We start from the raw sequence: 16,866 nt of genomic DNA on the forward strand, positions 1-16,866 counted from the left end.
TCAGCTCTCCGGGGCGAGGCGGCGGCTGTCGGTGAGGTGGCCGGCGATGGCCGCGGCCGCCACCATGGCGGGGCTCATCAGGTGGGTGCGCCCGCCCGCGCCCTGACGTCCCTCGAAGTTGCGGTTGGTGCTGGAGGCGCAGCGCTCGCCCGGCGCCAGCACGTCGTCGTTCATGGCCAGGCACATCGAGCAGCCGGACTGGCGCCACTCGAAGCCGGCATCGCGAAAAATCCGGTCGAGCCCCTCGGCCTCCGCGTCCCGGCGCACGCTGGAGGAGCCCGGCACCACCATGGCCTGGACCCCGGGCGCGACCCGCCGGCCGCGCACCAGGGCGGCGGCCTCCCGCAGGTCGGAGAGCCGGGCGTTGGTGCAGGAGCCGATGAAGGCGCGCTGGATCGGGATGGCCTCGAGGGGCGTGCCCGGGACCAGGTCCATGTAGGCCAAAGCCCGGACCATGTCCCGGCGCCGGGCCGGATCGGGCTCGGCCGCCGGATCGGGCACATAGCCGTTGACCGGGCCGGCCTGGTCCGGACTGGTGCCCCAGGTCACCATCGGCTCGATCGCGGCGGCGTCGAGGGCGACCTCGCGGTCGAACGCCGCCCCGTCGTCGCTGCACAGCGTCAGCCAATGGGCCGCGGCGGCCTCCCACAGCGCGCCCTTCGGCGCGCGGGGCTTGTCCGCCAAGTAGTCCAGTACGGTCCGGTCGGGCGCCATGACGACGCCGCGGGCGCCGCACTCGACGGCCATGTTGCAGATCGTCATGCGTCCCTCGACGGACAGCGCCTCCACGGCGGGGCCCGCGAACTCGACGGCGTAGCCCGTCGCTCCATCGGCGCCGATCCGGCGGATCAGGGCCATGACCACGTCCTTGGCGGTGACGCCCGGCGCCAGGGAGCCCGAGACCGTGACCCGCAGGGTCTTCATCCGGCGGTACACCAGGGTCTGGGTGGCGAGGTAGTGCTCGATATCCGAGGTGCCGATGCCGAAGCCAAGGGCGCCCAGCGCCCCGTAGGTGGTGGTGTGGCTGTCGCCCGCGGCCACGATCATGCCCGGCAGGACGAAGCCCTGCTCGGGGGCGACCACGTGCTCGATGCCCTGGAGCGGGTGCAGCACGTCGAGGAGCTCGATCCCGAAATCCCGGCAGTTCTCGTCGAAATAGGCGACCTGCCGCGCCCCGCCGGGATCGGGCATGGCGGCGACGCGCTGGGCCGCCGTGGGGTTGACGTGGTCGACCACCGCCAGGGCGGCCTCCGGCCGCCAGACCCCGCGGCCGGCGGCCCGCAGGCCGCTGAAGGCCTGCGGGCTGGTGTACTCGTTGAGCACGGTGCGATCGACGTAGAGAAGAACGCTGGCCCCGGGGCCCTCGGCGTCGTCGAGGCGGCACACGGTGTGGGCGTCCACCAGCTTGTCGTAGAGGGTGCGGGCCTGCATCGATCGCCTCTCGGGCTCGGCGGGACTGGGTTCAAACGGAAAACGCGCCCGGGACTGAACCCGATCCAGAGCTGCGAGGCCAATGCCGATGCGGCATCGGGCGATGCCGGGGGATTCGGATAGAGCCCGCCGGACGAACGCATTCGGGCTTCGCTTGATCAAAGCGGGGCCCGGATCGGCAAGATTGCGCAGTGCTCAAGCCTGCGCGGCGCTTGACCGAAGCCCAGATCCGCCGTCCCCGAGGGATCAGGGCAGGGCGGCGCGCTTGCGCAGGATCATGTCGCCCCGGAACAGGAACTTCTGGGCGCGCTTGCCGGTGTCGACCTCGGTGGTGAAGACGTTGCCGTGGCTGTCCACCGCGAGGTTGTGGACCCAGTGGAAGTCGCCCGCCATGCGACCGTTGCGACCGAAGGCGCCAAGCACCTCGCCGGTCTCGCGGCTGAGCGTACGGACCTCGTTGTTGGCCCCGTCCGCATTGAGGAGGTAGCTCTGCTCGGCATCGGGCCAGAGCGCCAGCTCCCAGACGGAGCCGTTGGCGCGGGTGTTCTTCTCGACGAAGAACTCCTTCACGAAGCTGCCGTCGCGGCGGAAGACTTGGACCCGGTCGTTGGTGCGGTCGCAGACGTAGACCAGGCCGTCGCGGGCGATCTGCACGCAGTGGACCGGATTGCGGAACTGCTGGGCCGGAGCCGCCGCCGGATCGTAGGCCGGCAGGGTCTCGTCCGTGGGCGGTTTGCCGTAGGCGCCCCACATCCGCTTGAACGCCCCCGTCTCGGCATCGAACACGATGACCCGGTGGTTGAAGTAGCCGTCGGCGACGTAGAGCTCATTCGTCTCGGGGTCGACCTGCATCGCGGCCGGCTTGCCGAGCCGCGTGGTGTCGAGGCTGTTGGTCTGCGGGCCCTGCTTGCCGATCTGCAGGACGAAGCGGCCGTCGGCGGTGAACTTAAGGATCTGCCCGTCGGTGTCGCCGTTCCCGGCCAGCCAGACGAAGCCCTTGTGGTCGATGTGGATGCCGTGCTCGTTCTGGGGCCAGTCGTAGCCCTCGCCGGCGCCACCCCAGCTGCGGATCAGGGTGCCGGATTGGTCGAAGACCAGCACGGGCGGCGCGGGGCGGCAGCACTTGGTGCGCGGCGGCGACAGGCTCGCGGCCTTCTCGTCGTCGGTGAGGGTGCGCGGGCGCTGCACCACCCAGATGTTGTCCTGCGCATCGACGGCGACGCCCGAGGCCTGACCCATGATCCACTGGTTGGGCAGCGGTTTCGGCCAGGCCGGATCGACCTGGAAGGTCAGCGGATCCGAACACGCCACACCCGCCCACGCGACCGCGAGCGCGGCCAGACCAAGCCGAAGCCTCATGCTTTCCTCCCGATGTCGTCCGGTCTTGTCGACCGCGTCTTGAACACAGTATTCGCGCCCCGCGGGGAGGCGTCCAGTCGCGGTGGGAGGGAGGCGTGTCGCCGACCCGGATCTGTCACCCGGCCGGGCGCTGCAGGACCGCCTCCCACAGGATGGCCGCCCGCTCCCAGGTCAGGGCTTGGCGCTGCAGGAGCGCGCCGGCGCTGAGCTCCGACCAGAGATCGTCCTGGGTGGCGAGGCTCACGACGGCCTCGGCGAAGGCCGCATCCGTCCCGGCGATCCAGCCGTTCACCCCGTGCTGGACCCGCTCGGCGAGGGCGCCGATGCCGGCGGTCACCACCGGCAGCCCCATGGCCTGGGCCTCCGCCGCCGCGAGGCAGAAGGTCTCGTCGGGGGAGCCGGGGCAGACCATGGCGCGTGCCGTGCCGTAGAACGCCGCAAGAGCGGCGGCACCGCGACGGGGATGGAACACGACCGGGCCGCGATCGTCGGGCGAGTCGGGCTGTTCGGATCCGAAGACGTGGAGCTTCGCGCCCGAGGCAATCAGGGGCGCGGCGTTGCGCCAGAGCCGCAGCATGCGGTCGAGGCCGCGCTGGGGTTGGGAGGCGTAGACGAAGTCCCGGCTGCCGCCCCGGGTCGGCTCGGGCGTCAGGAAGACGGGCGAGACACCGTGCGGGACGACGTGGCGGCGCCGGAAGGGATAGAGCGGCGACATGATCCGCGCCGCGAGGGTTCCGACGAAGACCGCTTCGGGCCGCAGCGACAGGAAGGGCAGGAGGTAGCCCTTGCGCACGGATTTCTCGAGGTTCAGCGGATTGTGGACCCAGACGATGCCGCGCCGGCCCGGATGGGCACGGAGCGGGCGGGGATCGTTGCTGGTGACCACCGCGTCGGCCTCGCAGGCCGCCGCCTCGCCGAGGGGAATGTTGCGGACGCCGTCCCGCTCCACGGTCCCGCTTCGGCGCGTGGCCAGGGTCACCGCCCAGCCGCGCCGGGCCAGGGCGCGGGACAGCGCGATGTTCGTGCTCTCGATCCCGCCGAGGCCGATCTCGGGCGGCGTGTCGAGGCCGAAGGCCACCGGCGTCGCGCAGATGAACAGGACCCGACGCATCGACTTCTCCAGGGATCGCGTGTCCGGCCGGTCAGAGGCCGAGGCTCCGGGCCTGCTGGCCGAGCCAGGAGGTGGGCGGCGGGGGCGCATCCCGGCCGATCGACCAGAGCTTGCCGCGCCAGGCATGTACCGAAACCGTCTCGGGCCCGATGCGCGCGCGCGCCGCCCGGTCGTCCGCCTCGGTCAGGAGGTGGGCGTCGTCGTCGCCGAGGGGATAGAACACCGACCGCGCCCGGGCATGGCCCTCCAGGCGGAGCTTGCGCACGAAGTAGGTGAGGGCGCGCGGGCCGATCGCCAGGCGCTCCGGGTGGAACGGGATGCGCTTGCCGACCAGCAGTTCGAGGCGGCGCTTGACCCGGATGTGTCCGGTGGCCCACGGCGCCCGGATCGGCACCGTCGAGATCGCGTCCCAGTAGCGGGTGACGAGCTCGGACTCCGGAGGGGCCGACAGGATCGCGTTGTTGAGGCGGCTCGCGTTGAGCCAGCCGAACAGGTACTCGGCCGCCCCGGCGGGCGTCTCGAGGGGGCACTGGAAAACGCAGTCGAGGTCAGACCAGATGCCCTTGCCGTCGCGGATCAGGCTCAGGCGCAGATAGTCGGCGTAGAAGGCGAGGACCCCGCGGCTACGATAGAGATCCGCCATGTAATTCGGGCCGATCCCCTCGCGGGCATCGATCACCGTGCCGGGCAGCCCCTGCGCGCGCAGGGCGGCGACATCGTGCGCGTAGATGTGGAGCGGGTGCCCGGCCGCGACGATCGAGGCCGCACTGAGTCGCTCGAGCCAGGTCACCGGCCCTTCCCAGTAAGTGACGATGGTCCTCGGTGGCGTTCGCTCGGGCGCAACGGGCATGGCCGCGGATCGACTCATTCCCTCTTAAAGCCTTCCCTCTCGCCGCGGCGCGGCCTCGGTTCCCCGGGGCTGCTCTATCGCGACCCCTCCGGCGCGACCACCGCTAAATCCGATCCGGGTCACGGAGAGGCCAGGATCCGCTCCCGCAGCGGGGCATCGGCGTAGCCGTCGGGGGGCAGGCCGTTGGCGGCCTGGTAGGCACGGATCGCCGCCCGCGTCCGGGGACCGATCTTGCCGTCGGCGCCGCCGGCCGGAAACCCGCGCTCGGCGAGGCGCAGTTGCAGCGCCCGGACGTCGCCGGCACTCGGCATCACCGCGTCGCGCGGCCAGTCCCTGGTGAAGCCCGGCTCACCGCGCAGGCGGTCGGACAGGTGCGCCACGCTGAGCGCGTAGGCGAGGGCGGTGTTGTAGCGCAGGATGACCCGGAAATTTGGCTGGAGCAGGAAGGCCGGACCGCGCGCGCCCGCCGGCAGGATCAGCGTCGCCGGACCGCCCGCCTCCGCCAGCGGCTGAACCGGGATCACGTCGCGTTCGCGCCAGTCTGCGAGGGTTCGCTCCGTGGTCTCGTCGGCCAGGGCGAGGTCGAACCCCTCCGGCAGCCGCGCCTCGCTGCCCCAGCGCGCGCCGGAGCGCCAGCCCATCGCCACCAGGTAGTTGGCCGTCGAGGCGAGGGCGTCCGGCACCGAAGTCCAGATGTCCCGCCGGCCGTCCCCGTCGAAATCCACCGCGTAGGTCTGGTAGATGGTCGGCATGAACTGGGTGTGGCCCATGGCCCCGGCCCAGGAGCCGGTGAGCGGCTCGGGCGGGGCCTTGTCCTGGGCCTGGATTTCCAGGGCGGCGATCAGCTCCGCGCGCCAGTAGGGCGCCCGCGCCGTCTCGGTGCAGGCCAGCGTCGCCAGGGAGCGCAGGACCGGCCGGACGATCCCGGGATTCTCAAGAACGCTGCCGTAGGTCGATTCGACCCCCCAGAACGCCGCCAGGATGAAGCGGTCGACGCCGTATCGGGCCTCGATGGCGTCGAAGGTCGCGGACCACTCCGCCAGCTTGCGCCGGCCCTCGGCGATCCGCGCCTCCGTGAGGTTGGCATCGAGGTAGGACCAGATCGGCGTCACGAATTCTGCCTGGCCCTGGGGCGCGGCGGTCACCTGGGCATCGGGGGCGAGCGCGCGCAGGCCGTCCGCCACCCGCGCGGGAACCCCGCGCGCCTCGGCCTCGGCGGCGATCGCGCCGGTGCACAGCGTGAAGGGGAGGGGTTGCGCCTCGCCCCCGGATGCGGCACCCGCGGCGGGGGCCGCGGTTTCGGCCGACGCGGTACGACCCGCGCCCGAAAGCAGGAACAGGGCGGCCATGAGTGAGATCGCGGCGGCAGGCCCGAGCAAACCCCCGGAGCGTCGCTGGCAGCACCACATGCGGGTCGTCTCCCTTCCTCGTTCCGCCGGGAGCCTAGCGTCGCCGATCGGAGGGCGGAAGCGTCCCCTGGCGACGCCTCGCCCTTCGCGGGCCGCCTGGTGAGCGGGGGCACTGGCGTGGCGGCTGCATCAACCGACCGTTGCGCAGCCGGCGCTGCGCGTCGATGATCGGGCGAGGGAGGACCATTATGCGTTGCCGGACCCGGCGTGATCGAGCACGAGGCGGCCGATGCTGATTGCGCTGATCCTGTTCGTGAGCGGGATCGCGGTCGGTTTCTACAGCCGGGTCATGACCGCCATCGGCCTATCCTGCCTCGTGGTCGTCCTGTCGGTCGCGGTCCGGATCGCCCGGGGGGGATGCCTCCGCCGTCGGCGGGCTCGTCCTGCTCGCCCATCTCAGCGCCCTGCAGGCGGGCTACGTGCTCGGCGCCTATCTGCGCGTCCGCTCCGACGACCCCTGACCGCGCGACGGCTTCACCAGAACCAGACCGGCGTCTCGCTGAGCGCCAAGATCGGCCACCACAGGAGAAGGGCCGTCGCACAGAGAACGAGCACCAGCGCCAGGGGCGGGCGCCGGTTCGAACCAGGACGGCGTGTCTTGAAGCGGAACATGATCGATGCGGCCCGGGACAGTTCGACGTTCGTCTTGGGCTGAACTGCAGGGTCCGGACCGTCCCGTCAGCGAGGCCGACGCGAGGCTGGGCGATACATTCGGACACCTCTGCGTAACCAAACGCGGGGAAGTGATCTCTGTGGCCCGGTTCGCAAGCAAAATTGCCGCAATGAGGCTCGACTCACGGCCGCGTTTGCCGCCTTGCTCCGCGCAAGGGGTCACCATCGATCCGTGCGGCCCCGGGGCGGCGTCGCGCGGCCAGGGAGTTTTGACATGATCGGACGTGGGTATCGGACGCCGTGGATCGCGGCGGCCTTCGCGGCGCTCGTCTGTGCGACGGGCGGGGCGAACGCGGCGCAGTGCGGCAACAACGCGGCCGGCTTCGAGGCCTGGAAGCGCGAATTCGCCGAGGAGGCGCGCGGACGGGCCAGCGCCGCGAGCCTCGCCGCCCTGATGGGCACGTCCTACTCGACGGCGACGATTTCGGCCGATCGCGGCCAGAAGAGCTTCAAGCTCTCCCTCGACCAGTTCCTGGCCAAGCGCGGCGGCAACACCATCGTGTCCCGCGGCCGGGCCCTGAAGGCGCAGAACGCCGCCCTGTTCGATTCGATCGAGCAGCGCTACGGCGTGCCGCCCGGCCCGCTCCTGGCGATCTGGGGCATGGAGACGGGCTTCGGCGCGGTGAAGGGCAACGTGAACACGCTCTCGGCGGTGGCGACGCTGGCCTACGATTGCCGCCGCTCGGCCTACTTCACCGACCAGCTCTACGCCGCCCTCACCCTGGTGGATCGCGGCGTGCTGACCGCGAGCACCCGGGGCGCGGCCCACGGCGAGGTCGGCCACACCCAGTTCCTGCCCAAGAACGTCCTGAACTACGGCGTCGGCGGCAGCCTCGACAGCAGCGCCAACGCCCTGAACTCCACCGCGAACTTCCTCAAGGGCCATGGCTGGCGCGCGGGTGCCGGCTACCAGCCGGGCGAGCCGAACTTCGCCGCGATCCAAGGCTGGAACGCCGCCTCCGTCTACCAGCGCGCCATCGCGCTGCTCGGCGAGCGCATCGACGCCCGCTAGCCGGACCACCCGCGCACCGCGCTCCGGCGCGGAGCGCGGTCGGGCCTCAGGGCCGAAGCCCGGCGACGTCGTCGCTGCAGAGCATCAGGTCGGTCGCGCCCGCCACGAGACCCGCGAGGGCGCGCAGGTCCTGCGGCTCCCGCGGGCTCGCCGCCACCCGGCCGGCATCGCGCTTGAGGGCGCGGTTGCAGCCGCAGGAGGGCAGGCCTCCGTCGGGCGTGCAGGCGTCGTGCCTGCGGCACGCGGCATCCAGCGCATCGATCGGGGCCACATCCATGCCGTCGTTGCCGGGGCCGCAATAGTGCCCGTGCATGAGAAGGGTCGGGCGCGGCGTCTGACCCGGACCCGTCAGGTCCTGGGCGGCGAGGGGCGTGGCGAGGGTGACGGCTCCGAGGAGAAGGGCGAGCGTCAGGGTCCGCATGGCGGGTCTCCGGTCAGGGAATGGGGTCGGGAAAGCGCGGGGCGATAAAGCGCTCGGATTGCGCCCGCCGGACGCGTGGCGGTGCCGACGCGGGAGCGGCGCACGCCCGAAGGCGGCGGAGTGCGGCCCGCTCAGGACGGGGCAGCGTCCTGCAGGAGCGCCCGGGCGCGATCCGGCCGGAAGCCAGCGGTTCCGATGCTCGGCGATGGGCAGGTCAGGGCGGCGAAGGTCATGGTAGCACGGTCCCGCGTCTTGGCAGGACGGACCGAATGCGGCCCGCATGCGCTGGCCGCCTCCGCCGTCCGGTAGACCCCTCGGGCGTTACAACCGTATCGGAACCGCTGCGTTCCATAGATTTCGCGGTGCATTCCGTCCGTACCAGCGACGAATTGCCAAGCTCACGCGTGAGCGCAGCTGGTCGCGACAGGACCTTGGCCGTCAGGTCACGGCATGTGCCGCGGGTCGGACTGCCCTTGAAGCGAATCCCACGCAGCTAGGAAACCAGATCGTTCCTTTTCTCGGCAGCCTCAGCAGGCGGCGACGTTCACCGCGAGGCCGCCGAGGGAGGTCTCCTTGTACTTCGCCTGCATGTCGTGGCCGGTCTGGCGCATGGTCTCGATGACCTCGTCGAGGGTGACGCGGTGAATGCCGTCGCCCCGCAGGGCCAGGGAGGCGGCCACCACCGCCTTGTTGGCCCCGAAGGCGTTGCGCTCGATGCAGGGGATCTGCACGAGCCCGCCGATGGGATCGCAGGTCATGCCGAGATGGTGCTCCATCGCGATCTCGGCGGCGTTCTCCACCTGGGCCGGACTGCCGCCGAGGAAGGCCGCGAGGCCCGCCGCCGCCATCGCGGCCGCCGAGCCGACCTCCCCCTGACAGCCGACCTCGGCCCCCGAGATCGACGCACGGGTCTTGATCAGGCCGCCCACCGCCGCGGCGGTGAGCAGGAATTCGCGGGCGCGGGCCTCCGACCAGTCGGGGCAGAAGTCCCGGGCGTAGCGCAGGACGGCCGGAACGATCCCGGCCGCGCCGTTGGTGGGCGCCGTCACGACCCGACCACCCGCCGCGTTCTCCTCGTTCACCGCCAGGGCGTAGAGGCTGATCCAGTCCACGATCTCGTGGGCGGCGCGCGCGTTGCGCAGGCGCCCGGCGGTGAGGTCGTCGTGCAGCCGCTTGGCGCGGCGGCGCACCTTGAGGCCGCCGGGCAGCTCCCCGTCCTGGCGCAGACCCCGGTCGATGCAGGCGAACATCGCGTCGCGGATGGCATCGAGGCCGGTCTCCACCGCCTCCGGGGTGCGGGTGCCGCACTCGTTGGCGAACTGCACCTCGGCGATGGTCAGGCCCTCGCCGACACAGAGGGCGAGGAGGCCGGCGGCGCTGGCATAGGCTAAGGGGCAATTCGCCTCCGCACCCGCCGCCCCTTGCGCCTCGGCCTCCGTCACCACGAAACCACCGCCGATGGAGTAGTAGATCTCGCTGTCGAGGATCGCGCCGGCGGCATCGAGGGCGCGAAAGCGCAGGCCGTTGGTGTGCAGGGGCAGCACGTCGGTGAAGTTGAACGCGAGGTCCGCGGCCGGGTCGAAGGCCGGGCCCGTGGGAGCCAGCCGCCGCTCGGCGGCGAGCGTCGCGACGAGGCCGGCCACTCCGTCCGGGTCGACGGATCGGGGGTCGTGGCCGAGGAGTCCGAGGAAGATCGCCGTGTCGGTGCCGTGCCCGCGTCCCGTCCAGGCCAGGGAGCCGAAGATCTCGGCCTGGATACGGGCGAGCCCGGGCAGTTCCGCCGTCCGCGTGCGGAAGCGGAGCGCCGCCACCATCGGGCCGACGGTGTGCGAACTCGATGGGCCGATCCCGATCTTGAAGAGGTCGAAGGCGCTGATCATCGGCTCTCGCGTTCCGGATGGGACTGACGCCCGGGCAGGAACCGCGCCACCGCTTGCCACGATGCGGGCGGGGCGCCGGCCGGGAGGCGGCGCCCCGCCTGATACACTGCCGGGCCTGGGCCGCGCATCCTCAATCCACGCCGCCGTTCGGCGGATCAGGCCGCCGCGCGGTCGTAATCGGTATCGGTCCGGTCGACGGCCGAGGCCAGAAGCTCGGCGACTAAAGCGACGAGCTGATGCCCGTGATAGGGCGTGCGCAGGCGCAGGGCCCCCGGCTCCAGGACCTCGGCGTCGAGCCGGCGCAGTGAGCGGGCGGTGTAGACGACACCGACCGTCGGATCGAGACAGCGGGCGACGCCGGCGAGCGAGAGGCCGTCCACCGTGTCGCGCACGTCGGCATCGGTCACCAGCACGTCGACCCGGCGCTCGCCGGTCTGGGCGAGGAGCAGACTCTCGACCTCACCGGCCGTGCGCGCGCCGAGCACCGCGTAGCCCGACATCTCCAGGCAGCTCGTGGTGATGGAGCGGGTCAACTCGTCTCCGGCGAGGAGAACCACGAGCGGTTGGCGGGACGCGGCCATCATGCGTGAACTTCCTGGGTAAACCGATCTCGCGCGCTTCGGCTTTCAAGTGGACGGTGGCGCGACCGTAGGATCGACCAGTTAACGCGTCCTTAAACGACCGGTTTCACGAGGCAACACCCATTCGATCTACAAGCACACAAGATCGGCAATTTGCGGAAGATGCCCACCTTATCAGCATCGACCTGCCTGAAAAGGTAGCGCTTCAAGCAGGCAGCCCGATTGGACTGGATTTCGCCCCCGCTAGCCGCCCGGAATCAGGGCACCCCCTGGATAAAAATCACACCGAGCGGCTCCTTGCAGGCCTTCGCATCCTCCGGATCGAGGCCGGGCGGGCGATCCCGCCCCGCGTCTCGGCCGATGGAGCAAACCTTCGGCCAGCGCCCGCGATCGGGGAAGGAGCTTTCCCGTACGGGCCGAAAAAAGCCGTTTGCTTCCTTTGACCCAAGAACGACTTCGCGCAATCCTAAGAACAGAACGACAAACCGAAACACAGTCCAAAAAATTATCAGTCTTCACAAGCCCGTGAGTAGATTGATTTTTGTATTCAGTCCGCAACCGATCGGTATCGGCGCGCGCATCCCGTGCGCCCTGCCGGATCGCGTGGCTGGATCAATGCAGGGGTGGAACCATGGCCTATCAAACGGGACTTCGCGACGGCAGCGAGCCGATCCGCTTCGCCTACTGGGTGCCCAATGTCTCGGGGGGCTTGGTCATCAGCAAGATCGCCCAGCGGACGAGCTGGGACGCGCCCTATAACCGGCGCCTCGCCCAGATCGCGGAGGAGGCCGGGTTCGACTACGCGCTGACGCAGATCCGCTTCACCGCCGGCTACGGCGCCGAGTACCAGCACGAGTCCGTCGCCTTCAGCCATGCCCTGCTGGCGGCCACCTCCAAGCTGAAGGTGATCGCCGCCCTGTTGCCCGGGCCCTGGAACCCGACGCTCGCCGCCAAGCAGATCGCCACCATCAGCCAGATCACGGAGGGGCGCATCGCCATCAACGTGGTCTCGGGCTGGTTCTCGGGCGAGTTCCGCGCCATCGGCGAGCCGTGGCTCGACCACGACGAGCGCTATCGCCGCTCGGAGGAGTTCATCCGCGCCCTGCGGGGGATCTGGACCCAGGATAACTTCACCTTCCGGGGCGATTTCTATCGCTACAGCGACTACACCCTGAAGCCGAAACCCGCCGATCCGCAGCCGGAGATCTTCCAGGGCGGCTCGTCCCGGGCGGCGCGCGACATGGCGGCCCGGGTCTCGGACTGGTACTTCACCAATGGCAACACGCCCGAGGGCATCCGGGCTCAGGTCGACGACGTCCAGGCCAAGGCGCGCGCCAACGGCCACGCGGTGAAGGTCGGGGTCAACGCCTTCGTCATCGCCCGCGATACCGAGGAAGAGGCCCGCGCCGTCCTCCAGGAGATCATCGACCACGCCGATCCGGACGCCGTGAAGGCCTTCGGGCACGAGGCCAAGAACGCCGGCAAGGCTTCGCCGGAGGGCGAGGGCAACTGGGCCAAATCGAGCTTCGAGGATCTCGTCCAGTACAATGACGGCTTCAAGACCAACCTGATCGGCACGCCCGACCAGATCGCCGAGCGCATCGTGGGCCTGAAGGACGTCGGCGTCGACCTCGCCCTCCTGGCCTTCCTGCACTTCCAGGAGGAGGTCGCGTATTTCGGCGAGCACGTCATCCCGCGGGTCCGCGCCCTGGAGGCCGCCCGCCGCGAGCGGGCGGAGGCGGCCTGAGCCGCGCCCGTCCCCGAAAACCCGCCATCCGATCCGGAGACAGCCCATGAACATCGCCGTCAGCCCGCCCCAGCGGGACACCGAGCGCTGGCCCCCCGGCGCGCCCGGCCCTAAGCGGCCGGCCGCGCCGGCCCATGTCATCGGCGACGCGGCCGAGGCCCTGCGCATCGCCCACGCCCTGGCAGCGACCTTCCGGACGGGCGCCTCCGAGCGGGACCGCACCGGGCGCCGTCCCCTGGCCGAGCTCGACGCGTTCTCGCAGAGCGGCCTGTGGTCGATCAACGTGCCGCGAGCCCATGGCGGGCCGGGGCTGTCCTACGCGACCTTGGCGCAGGTCATCGCCATCGTCTCGGCCGCCGACCCGTCGATCGGCCAGATCGCCCAGAACCACCTCGGCATCGTGGCCGCCATCGACACGGTGTCGGACGAGGCCCAGAAGGCCCTGCTGTTCGGCCTCGTCCTGGCCGGCACCCGGTTCGGCAACGCCTTCTCGGAGATCGGCACGCCGCGCGCCGCCGACTTCAGGACCCACTTCGTGGAGGACGGAGACCACGTGGTGGTGCACGGCACCAAGTTCTACGCCACCGGCGCGCTCCTCGCCCACCTCGTGCCCATCGTGGCTCTCGATGCCGAGGGCCGGGCCTGGTACGCCATCGCGGAGCGCAACGCGCCCGGCCTGACGGTGATCGACGACTGGTCGAGCTTCGGCCAGCGCACCACCGCGAGCGGCACCGTGCGGATCGAGGGCGTGCGCGTGCCGAAGACCCATCTGGTGCCGGCCTGGAAGGGCTACGCACAACCGAGCGCCGACGGGGCGATCTTCCAGATCATTCAGGCGGCCGTGGATGCCGGCATCGCTCGTGCGGCGCTCGCCGAGACCATCGATTTCGTGCGCACCAAGTCCCGCCCCTGGATCGACAGCGGTCTGGAGCGCGCCTCCGACGATCCCCACACCATCCGCATCGTCGGCGACCTGACGATCCGGCTGCATGCGGCCGAGGCGCTGCTCGACCGGGCCGGCCTCGCCCTCGACGCCGCCGTGGCCGCCCCCGACGCCGAGACGGTGGCGACCGCGCAGCTGGCAGTGGCGGAAGCCAAGGTGCTCACCACCGAGGTCGCCCTCCGCGCCAGCAACACCCTGTTCGAGCTCGCCGGCACCCGCTCGACGCTGGCCGAGCACAACCTCGACCGGCACTGGCGCAACGCCCGCACCCACACACTCCACGACCCCGTGCGCTGGAAATACGCGATCGTCGGCAATTACGCCCTCAACGGCGTGAACCCGCCCTTCCACGCCTGGAGCTGACTCCGAAAACCTCCCGACGAAGCCCAAGCCCGCCTGTGCCCGTACGGAGATCGTCCGTTCCGGGGGCGGGGTCCCTCAGGCCGAATGCCGGACCGCGCGGGTCTCCGCCGGATCGGGCAGGGCCCCGAGGCGGGCTTCCAGGGCCTCCAGGGTTCGGTCCAGGAGCGGCGACAGACCGGCGATCTCCGCGTCCGTCGGGAGGACGGCGCCGGCCCGGGCTCCGCCCTCGATCTCTCCCAGCACCGAGCCCAGGGCTCGACCGCCGATGTTCAGGCTCATGGACTTCAGGCCGTGCGCGGCGCGCGCGGTCGCGTCGGCGTCGCCGCGGCCCGCCGCCGCCCGGAGGTCGGCGAGGGCCTTCGGCGCGTGGTCCCGATAGAGGCCGAGCACGCGGGCGCTGAAATCCCCGCCGGCCCGGGCCGCCATGTCGACCAGCCCCGCGAGCACCTCCTCGTCGAGGAGGCCGTCCGCCTCCGGCCGGGGCAGGGCGTCGGGCAAAGGAAGTCTCGGCGCCCCTGCGGGAAGACTCGGCGCCCCTGCGGGAAGACTCGGCGCGTCCGCGGGACGGATCGGCCCGGGCGCGGTCTCGGCCTCGGGCTCGAGGAAGGCCGCCAGCGTGTCGGCGAGGGCCGCCAGGGTGAAGGGCTTGGCGAGCTTGGCATCCATCCCGGCCTCGCGCCACGCCTCGGCATCGGCCCCGACGACGTGGGCCGTGAGGGCGACGATGGGCGTGCGGGCGCGGCCCTGGGCGATGGCCTCGGCCCGGATGGCCTCGGCCGCCGCGTAGCCGTCGAGGACCGGCATGCTGCCGTCCATCAGGATGAGGTCGAACGCCCCGTCGCGACAGGCGTCGCGCGCCGCGCGGCCATCCTCGACCAGGGTGAGGGCTGTGACGCCGCAGCGGGCCAGGGCCTCGCGGGCGACCTCGCGGTTCACCGGGCTGTCGTCGGCCACGAGGATGCGCGCGGCCGGGAATTGCGGCAGGCGCGTGCGGGCGGACAGGCGGGGGCCGGGAGCGGAGGTGAACGGCGTCCCGCCGGCCAGGGATTCCAGGGCCCCACGCCACTCCTCCTGGACCACCGGCCAGCTGATAAGGTGGTCGGCCCAGCCCGCCTCCAGGACCGGCGCCGCGGCGGCATCGCCGAGGCGCGCCAGGGCCAGGACCCGGCCCGGCCCGGTCGGGCGCCGGCCCAGGGCCAGGATCGCGGCCGCATCCGCGATCCAGTGCGCCGCCCCGGCCTCGGCCGCTTCCGCCGAAAGGCACGTGAACCCGGCCTCCGCGAGGCGGAACCCGAGGCTCTCTCGCGTGGCTTCGCCCGACAGCGCGAGCACGATCCCGGCTCTCACCGCGTCGGTGCGCCGAACGAGGGTCGGCGCCTCGGCGTCGATCGCCTCCAGGGGCAGCTCCGCCCAGAAGGTCGAGCCGATGCCGAGCACGCTCTCGACGCCCATGCGCCCCCCCATGGCGAGGGCGAGGCGATGGGCGATCGAGAGGCCGAGGCCCGTGCCACCGAAGCGCCGGGTGGTCGACTGGTCGGCCTGCGCGAAGGCCGAGAACAGGGTGCCGACCTTGTCGGCCGGAATCCCAACGCCGGTATCTCGGACGCTGAGGCGCAGCGTGCCGGCCGCGCCGCGCTCCAGCCGCACCAGGACCGAGCCGGACGGGGTGAACTTCAGGGCATTGTTGACGAAGTTGCCGAGGATCTGGCCGAGGCGCACCGGATCGCCGATCACCCGGCGCGGCACGTCTGGCGCCACGTAGGCTGCGAGGTCGAGGCCGTTCTCGACGGCCTTCTCGGCGAAGAGCGCGACCACGGTGTCGACGACCTCGGACGGGTCGACGGCGATGCGCTCCAGATCGAGTTTGCCCGCCTCCACCTTCGCGAAGTCGAGGATGTCGTTGATGATCGCCAGCAGGCTCTGCCCGGAGCGGGCGACTACCTCGGCGTAGCGCTGCTGCCGCTGCGGCAGGGCGGAGGCCGCCAGGAGTTCGGCCATCACCAGCATGCCGTTGAGGGGCGTGCGGATCTCGTGGCTCATGGTGGCCAGGAAGGTCGACTTGGCCGCGTTGGCGGCCTCGGCCGCCTGCTTGGCCTCGTGCAAATCGGCCGTGCGCTCCGCCACATCGGCCTCCAGGCGCTGCATGTGCTGCGCCAGGCGGGCATCGCGCTCCCGCACGGTGTCGAGGAGCGCGTTGAACGAACGCGCCAGCACGCCGACCTCGTCGTCCCGCGCGATCACCGCGCCCTGCGTGTAGTCCTGCTCGATTCGGAGGCGGTCCATGGTGCCGACGAGCGCCGCGATCGGCTGGGTGATCGCCCGCTGAATCGCGTAGGAGATCGCGAAGCCCAGGACCATGACGAGGCTCGAGATCAGGGCCGAGGTCCGGAGCAGCGCCAGCAGGCGGTCGTTGAGGTCGGCCAGGTCGGAGACGAGGATGAGATTGCCCACCGTCCGGCCCGCCTCCTCGACGGTCACCGCCACCAGGGCGGTCCGGCTGGTGAGGAGGGCCAGAGGCGACTGCCCCTTCCGCAAGTCGAAATCATCGGTGAGGCGGGCCGTGAGGCCCCGGTCCGCCAGGATCGAGCCGTCGGGCCGCTCGATGGCCGCGTAGACGAGCTCGCTCCGGTCTCCTTCCCCGGTCCGGTCGTCCGTCGAATCGCCCGCGCGCGTCGCGCCGCTGAGGATCCTGGCGTCGCGGATCCTGCCGATGGCGTTCAGGACGCGAGCCGCCGCCGCCTCGTCCCCGGCCGCCGTGGCCCTCGCGCTCGCCGCCGCGAGCACGTTGGCGATGGCGACGAGGGCGTCCCGCTTGTCGTCGGCGTAGCGGTTCACCTCCTGCCAGAGGGAGAGCAGCGTTCCGGCCAGGAAGGCGATCGCCACGGAGGTGCACATCGCCAGCGCCAGGCGTCCGGCCAGAGTGCGCTGCCGACCCGGATGCCGGGCGGGCGGAGGGGTTTGGCGGGATGGGTCGGGCGCGCGCCGGGGATCGGTCATGGTCGCGCCAGCGTAGCGGGTGTTGGTTGGAAGGGTCTTAATCGTCCCCCCACGCGCAGTCGCTGTGCGGGGGAACGAGCCCAGAGGCAC

At 71.4% G+C, this 16,866-nt stretch carries 13 protein-coding genes; 3 read left to right on the top strand and 10 right to left on the bottom strand.

The window, feature by feature from the left end; genetic code table 11:
* From leuC to AC1MGR_RS12695, 6 genes are all read right to left on the bottom strand, one after another.
* Entirely contained in the window at window positions 1-1,431 is a 1,431-nt protein-coding gene (gene leuC / locus AC1MGR_RS12670) for a 3-isopropylmalate dehydratase large subunit (protein ID WP_480231811.1), read from the bottom strand.
* A 246-nt stretch (window positions 1,432-1,677) separates the two neighbouring features.
* Window positions 1,678-2,790 carry an NHL repeat-containing protein gene (locus AC1MGR_RS12675; protein ID WP_480231812.1) on the bottom strand — a complete coding sequence of 371 codons (1,113 nt, stop codon included), beginning with the start codon at window positions 2,788-2,790 and terminating at the stop codon, window positions 1,678-1,680.
* A 115-nt stretch (window positions 2,791-2,905) separates the two neighbouring features.
* A complete protein-coding gene (locus AC1MGR_RS12680) occupies window positions 2,906-3,901 on the bottom strand; it encodes a glycosyltransferase family 4 protein (protein ID WP_480231813.1) in 996 nt (331 codons plus the stop codon).
* Between the two features lie 31 nt (window positions 3,902-3,932).
* On the bottom strand, window positions 3,933-4,691 hold the full coding sequence (locus AC1MGR_RS12685; protein WP_480231814.1) for a glycosyltransferase family 32 protein: 759 nt from the start codon (window positions 4,689-4,691) through the stop codon (window positions 3,933-3,935).
* A 179-nt stretch (window positions 4,692-4,870) separates the two neighbouring features.
* Entirely contained in the window at window positions 4,871-6,100 is a 1,230-nt protein-coding gene (locus AC1MGR_RS12690) for a lytic murein transglycosylase (RefSeq protein ID WP_480231815.1), read from the bottom strand.
* Between the two features lie 534 nt (window positions 6,101-6,634).
* Window positions 6,635-6,772, bottom strand: a complete 138-nt coding sequence (locus AC1MGR_RS12695) for a hypothetical protein (RefSeq protein ID WP_181259746.1) — start codon at window positions 6,770-6,772, stop codon at window positions 6,635-6,637.
* Window positions 6,773-7,046: 274 nt separating this feature from the next.
* Between AC1MGR_RS12695 and AC1MGR_RS12700 the strand changes: the two genes are divergently transcribed.
* On the top strand, window positions 7,047-7,844 hold the full coding sequence (locus AC1MGR_RS12700; protein WP_108039399.1) for a lytic murein transglycosylase: 798 nt from the start codon (window positions 7,047-7,049) through the stop codon (window positions 7,842-7,844).
* A gap of 46 nt (window positions 7,845-7,890) precedes the next feature.
* Here AC1MGR_RS12700 and AC1MGR_RS12705 read toward each other — a convergent pair whose 3' ends face one another.
* From AC1MGR_RS12705 to AC1MGR_RS12715, 3 genes are all read right to left on the bottom strand, one after another.
* On the bottom strand, window positions 7,891-8,265 hold the full coding sequence (locus AC1MGR_RS12705) for a phospholipase A2 family protein (protein WP_108039397.1): 375 nt from the start codon (window positions 8,263-8,265) through the stop codon (window positions 7,891-7,893).
* A 527-nt stretch (window positions 8,266-8,792) separates the two neighbouring features.
* Entirely contained in the window at window positions 8,793-10,145 is a 1,353-nt protein-coding gene (locus tag AC1MGR_RS12710) for an L-serine ammonia-lyase (RefSeq protein ID WP_480231816.1), read from the bottom strand.
* 155 nt (window positions 10,146-10,300) lie between these two features.
* On the bottom strand, window positions 10,301-10,729 hold the full coding sequence (locus tag AC1MGR_RS12715; RefSeq protein ID WP_108039393.1) for a response regulator: 429 nt from the start codon (window positions 10,727-10,729) through the stop codon (window positions 10,301-10,303).
* A gap of 628 nt (window positions 10,730-11,357) precedes the next feature.
* Here AC1MGR_RS12715 and sfnG point away from each other — a divergent pair.
* Window positions 11,358-12,473 carry a dimethylsulfone monooxygenase SfnG gene (gene sfnG, locus AC1MGR_RS12720; protein WP_480231817.1) on the top strand — a complete coding sequence of 372 codons (1,116 nt, stop codon included), beginning with the start codon at window positions 11,358-11,360 and terminating at the stop codon, window positions 12,471-12,473.
* A gap of 46 nt (window positions 12,474-12,519) precedes the next feature.
* Window positions 12,520-13,779, top strand: a complete 1,260-nt coding sequence (locus tag AC1MGR_RS12725; protein ID WP_480231818.1) for an SfnB family sulfur acquisition oxidoreductase — start codon at window positions 12,520-12,522, stop codon at window positions 13,777-13,779.
* A gap of 75 nt (window positions 13,780-13,854) precedes the next feature.
* On the opposite strand, the gene AC1MGR_RS12730 is transcribed toward AC1MGR_RS12725, so the two are convergent.
* Window positions 13,855-16,776, bottom strand: a complete 2,922-nt coding sequence (locus tag AC1MGR_RS12730; RefSeq protein WP_480231819.1) for an ATP-binding protein — start codon at window positions 16,774-16,776, stop codon at window positions 13,855-13,857.
* Window positions 16,777-16,866 lie beyond the last annotated feature (90 nt).

Source organism: Methylobacterium sp. BI1, assembly GCF_056680125.1.